The sequence below is a fragment of the Streptomyces sp. MspMP-M5 genome, assembly GCF_000373585.1.
GTDB lineage: Bacteria > Actinomycetota > Actinomycetes > Streptomycetales > Streptomycetaceae > Streptomyces.
Map to the genome: position 1 here is coordinate 1 of NZ_KB891971.1, position 4,196 is coordinate 4,196.

Below are 4,196 nucleotides of genomic sequence, written 5' to 3' on the forward strand. Positions count from 1 at the left end.
CGCCGGAGCTGCCCGAGCACCCGGACTACCCGCGCATCCTCGCCGCCTTCAACGAGTCGACCGGCCCCCTGCGGGCCAAGGACGTCTGCCAGGCCCTCGACCACGCACTGCTGCCGAAGAACATCGAAGGCACCCGGGCCAAGCTGAAGCGCCTGGTCAAACTCGGCATCCTCACCGAAGCCGACACCGGCTGCTTTGCCCGGCAGCAGTAGCCCGCACCGTGGCCAGCACCCCTGCCCCAAGCCTCACTTCGAAACGGACATCAACTCGCGAACCGCCCACTTAGACGTCATCTCATTTGGCTAGTCTCCGGTAGCAGATGAGGGTGCAGGCGATGCTGGTGAAGGCGAGGAAGTGGTCGGCCTTGCGTTCGTAGCGGCGGTGAAGTCGGCGGCAGCCGGCCAGCCACGACATGGTCCGCTCGATGGTCCAGCGGTGGCGTCCCAGGCGGGTGGAACTCTCGATTCCTCTGCGGGCGATGCGGTGGGCGATGCCGCGGCCGCGTAACCAGCGGCGCAGATGGTCGTAGTCGTAGCCCTTGTCGGCATGCAGCTTTCCGGGCCGACGCCGCCTGGGGCCGCGGCGCGAGCGGATGGGTGGGATACCCCGCACCAGGGGTTCAAGTGCCTGGCTGTCGTGCAGGTTCGCCCCCGAGATCCCCACGGACAGGGGCAGACCGGTCCGCTCCGTGATCAAGTGGATCTTCGAGCCGTACTTGCCCCGGTCCACAGGATTCGGACCCGTCAGGTCCCCCTTTTCAGCGCCCGCATGTTCACCGAGTCGATCGCGCACCTCGACCAGTCCAACTCCCCACGGGAGCCGAGTTCGTCGAGGACCAGGCGGTGCAGCTTCGCCCACACCCTGGCCCTGCTCCACTCGGCGAACCGCCGATGGGCCGTCGCTCCCGACGGCCCGAAGGACGCCGACGGCAACTGCTGCCAGGTACAGCCGGACGTCGCCACGAACACGATCGCGGCCAACACCTCGCGGTCGCCGTACCGACGCCGCCCGCCACCTTGAGGACGCATCGGCGCCTCCGGTACCACCCTCTGGAACAGCGCCCACAACTCGTCCGGCACCAGCCGCTCAATAATCCCCCACAGCCGACAGTCTACCGAAACAGCCAAATGAGATGACGTCTACGTAGTGCCCTCTGTGCAGCAGCCGTCAACAGCGGTGTTCTGACGCTGCACCCGGTGGTCCGGGCGCGCTTCCTGGAGGCCGTGTGGTGTCGGAACTCCATGAGCGGATCGCGGCTCGTGCCCTCGCGGGGATCGTCTTCCAGTCGGGCGGGTGTTCCCACAAGTGCAGAGGTGAGCATCCGGTCGAGGTCGGACGCCTCAGGGGCCGCCGCCGCATGCTCCAGGAAGCGACGGACCTGCGCCTGCCGCTGCGGGGCCTCGTGCTCCAGTTCCATGAGCCGAAGGGCCAGCGCTGACTCCAGCACCCTGCTGCGGACCTGGCACGTGAGGGACCCGTCCGCTTTGATCAAGGACCTCAGGTACCGGACGATGCCGTCGGTGATCGCCTCGGCGTCGGGCTCCGCGGGGCTCAGCATGCGTCCGCCGCGCCGGCTGCCCGAGGGCCGTCGCTCTCGCACTCGTAGCGGTCCCACAGGCACGCGAGGGACGCGATGGAGCGCGGATCGAAACCGGAGCTGGGCAAGGCCTCGATCGGGGCGGTGTCCGCCCGGACGCCATAGCGGTCGATGCGGTGGTACCACTCGAAACAGGACCGGAGATAGCTCCGCTGCATCCTCAGGTACGCGACGAGCGCCGGACTCGCCCGTCGCGCTACAGCGTCACCGAGGTCTGTCAGCCTCGTCATCAGCGCGTCATGGAGAGCGATCGCGTGCGCCAGGGCCTGTTCGTGCGGCAGGCCCCGCTCCCGCGCGATCACCTCGACGACATTGAGGTCGCCGAAGTCTCGCACCACGTTGGCGCGAAGCCCGTCTCCGGAGACATCGATGATGTCGTCCTGGAGGCCGGTGAGCAAGATCGCCATCTCGGTCAGAGCCCGTACGGCAGGCTCCCCCCACTCTGCGGAAGTCAGCCGAATCCCTTCGGTGAAATCCATAAGGCTCGTTATCGGCAGGGTGCCGATGCTGTCCAGACGGTGCGTCACGTACATCGACAGGTCGCAAGTCTGCAGCTGAGCTCGGAAGAAGGCCCCGGTGACCGAGCCGAACATATAGGTGCGCATGGCCTGGATCCAGCGACCAACCTGCTGCGCAGTGGCACCCGCAGCCTCCAGTCGGGTGCGGATATCGCGAAGCGCCGCCGCCAACGGCTCGTCCTCGTACACATGGGGCCTCGGTGCCTCCAGGGCACGTTGAACCTTGGCGGCGACCTCCGCACAGGCACTTGGATCTTTCGCGATCGCCGTCTCATCGAAGAGGTCGTCGATCGCGGTTTCCCACAGCAAGAGATCACTGATGATTTGAACGCGCTCCTCGTCGCCACGCGGCATGCCCGCACTGGCGAGAAAGCCTGTGTCCAACCTGAGCAGGCGCTGGCGGTGCGCTTCGTCCACACAGATCCCACGCTGCGTCAACCAGTCATCAGTGCGGCTGCGGATACGTTCCAGTTGGGGGTGGACCTCAAGTGGAAAAGGGCAGTACAGGCGAGGTATCGACATAGAGCCCAGTACGACACGCAGGCCGGACAAGATCAACGACTACTTTCAGACAGGCGCGCTCCGCGACCGATTCCGCAGAGGTCGCGTCCGGCTTCGTCCGCGACGTCGTCGAGCGGGTGACCCCGAGCGTGCTGGCGGCCCGCGCCGCCGGACGCGAGTCGGCCGACGAGATCCTGGCCGAGCACATCGGGCACACCGTCGACCTGCTGCTGGACCGCTCCCGCGTCCTGGCCGAGCGAGTCGCCGCCGGCCGCCTCGCCGTGGCCGGCCTGTCCTACCGCCTGGCCGACGGCAGCGCCCAACTGGCCGCCTCCCACGGCCTGACCAGGGCTGGGGCCGCTACCCCCGCACGCTGATTACCCGATGCCACCTGATGCTCAGCCTTCCTGAAGGTCGGGGACGAGGGAGGATCGGGGGCCCGCAGAGCGGCGGAGCCGGTTGGCGATCGCCAGTCCCAGCCCCTCCTCCACCGGCAAGGAGGCGACGATGAGGTCGCACCCTTGCTGGTCGAGTTCGCGCAGGAACCCGTACAGCCCGCGGGCGTAGGCGGCCATCGAGGCGGGGAGGGCCACCACGGCGTGCGCCTTGACCGGGGCGTCGGCGAGGGCCGGAGGCAAGAAGACGCCCACCTTGTGCCCCGCCTCGTGCGCGAGCCGTACTTCGACGGCGATCTTCTCGGGCTCGACAAGGACGACCCGCGCCCGCGGTGCGTAGTGCGAGGGATGCTGGCCCGGCACCCGAACACGGCTCGTCTCAGGGACCGCAAGCGGGTACCCGAGCGCCGCTTCGAGGTCCTCGCGCGTCACCCCGCCAGGCCGAAGGGCCGCCGGGGCATCGCCGGTGACATCGACGATCGTCGACTCGACGCCGACCTCGCAGGGCCCGCCGTCCAGCACGAAGTCGACCGCATCGCCGAGCTCCGCACGCACGTGAGCGGCCGTCGTGGGACTGACCGAACCGAACCGGTTGGCGGACGGCGCCGTGACACCGCCACCGAAGGCCGACAGCAGCGCCAGCGCGACCGGGTGGTCGGGCACCCGCACGGCCACCGTCTCCAAGCCCCCCGTCGCCTCCAGCGGCACCCGACGACCGCGCCGCAACACCAGCGTCAGCGGCCCTGGCCAGAACCGCTCAGCCAACAGCCGCGCCGACGCCGGCACCTCCTCTACCCAATCGCCCAGCTGGTCCGCACCGCCGATGTGAACGATCAACGGATGGGAAGGCGGACGCCCCTTGACTTGGAAAATCCGCGCCACGGCGGCGGGGTCCTCGGCATTGGCGCCCAGCCCGTAGACCGTTTCGGTCGGGAGAGCCACCAGACCTCCGGCGCGTAGCACGCCCGCTGCCTTCTCAATGTCACCGGTTCGTGCCGTCACCTTGCCATCCTCTCCTGACTGCTCTGCCCGCTCCGTGGTCACCGGCGCACGACGGCCGACATACGCCGCGGGAGCCCGAAGGCAACCAGCCATCACGGCGAGACACGGAGGACCACCACCGGGCTGGCTCTGTTCAGCGTAGAACGCTCTCACAGGCCCTCCATCCCGGCAGCTGGCCCGCGG

General features: G+C 68.6%; 4 protein-coding genes and 2 pseudogenes. 3 read left to right on the forward strand and 3 right to left on the reverse strand.

The genetic code is table 11. The annotated features are described in order from the left end of the window. A pseudogene (locus B073_RS0138705) lies at positions 1-212 on the forward strand (hypothetical protein); the annotation flags it as partial. 82 nt (positions 213-294) lie between these two features. Here the strand turns inward: B073_RS0138705 and B073_RS45105 are convergent. Further along, positions 295-1,091, reverse strand: a protein-coding gene (locus B073_RS45105) for an IS5 family transposase (RefSeq protein WP_234025273.1) whose coding sequence is annotated in 2 segments (ribosomal slippage) — positions 295-755 and positions 755-1,091 — 798 coding nt in all. Because the reading frame shifts where the segments join, the coding sequence is not laid out codon by codon here. Positions 1,092-1,228: 137 nt separating this feature from the next. Here B073_RS45105 and B073_RS47015 point away from each other — a divergent pair. Further along, complete coding sequence (locus B073_RS47015) at positions 1,229-1,438, forward strand: hypothetical protein (RefSeq protein WP_158690336.1); 210 nt, start codon at positions 1,229-1,231, stop codon at positions 1,436-1,438. 113 nt (positions 1,439-1,551) lie between these two features. On the opposite strand, the gene B073_RS0138725 is transcribed toward B073_RS47015, so the two are convergent. Next, the gene (locus tag B073_RS0138725; protein ID WP_018543422.1) at positions 1,552-2,532 is read right to left on the reverse strand and encodes a terpene synthase family protein; all 981 of its coding nucleotides are present in this window, start codon (positions 2,530-2,532) and stop codon (positions 1,552-1,554) included. Between the two features lie 191 nt (positions 2,533-2,723). On the opposite strand from B073_RS0138725, the pseudogene B073_RS0138730 reads away from it, so the two are divergent. After that, a pseudogene (locus tag B073_RS0138730) lies at positions 2,724-2,993 on the forward strand (carbonic anhydrase); the annotation flags it as partial. Positions 2,994-3,014: 21 nt separating this feature from the next. Here the strand turns inward: B073_RS0138730 and B073_RS0138735 are convergent. Continuing rightward, entirely contained in the window at positions 3,015-4,013 is a 999-nt protein-coding gene (locus B073_RS0138735) for an L-threonylcarbamoyladenylate synthase (protein ID WP_037814273.1), read from the reverse strand. Between the last annotated feature and the right edge of the window lie 183 nt (positions 4,014-4,196).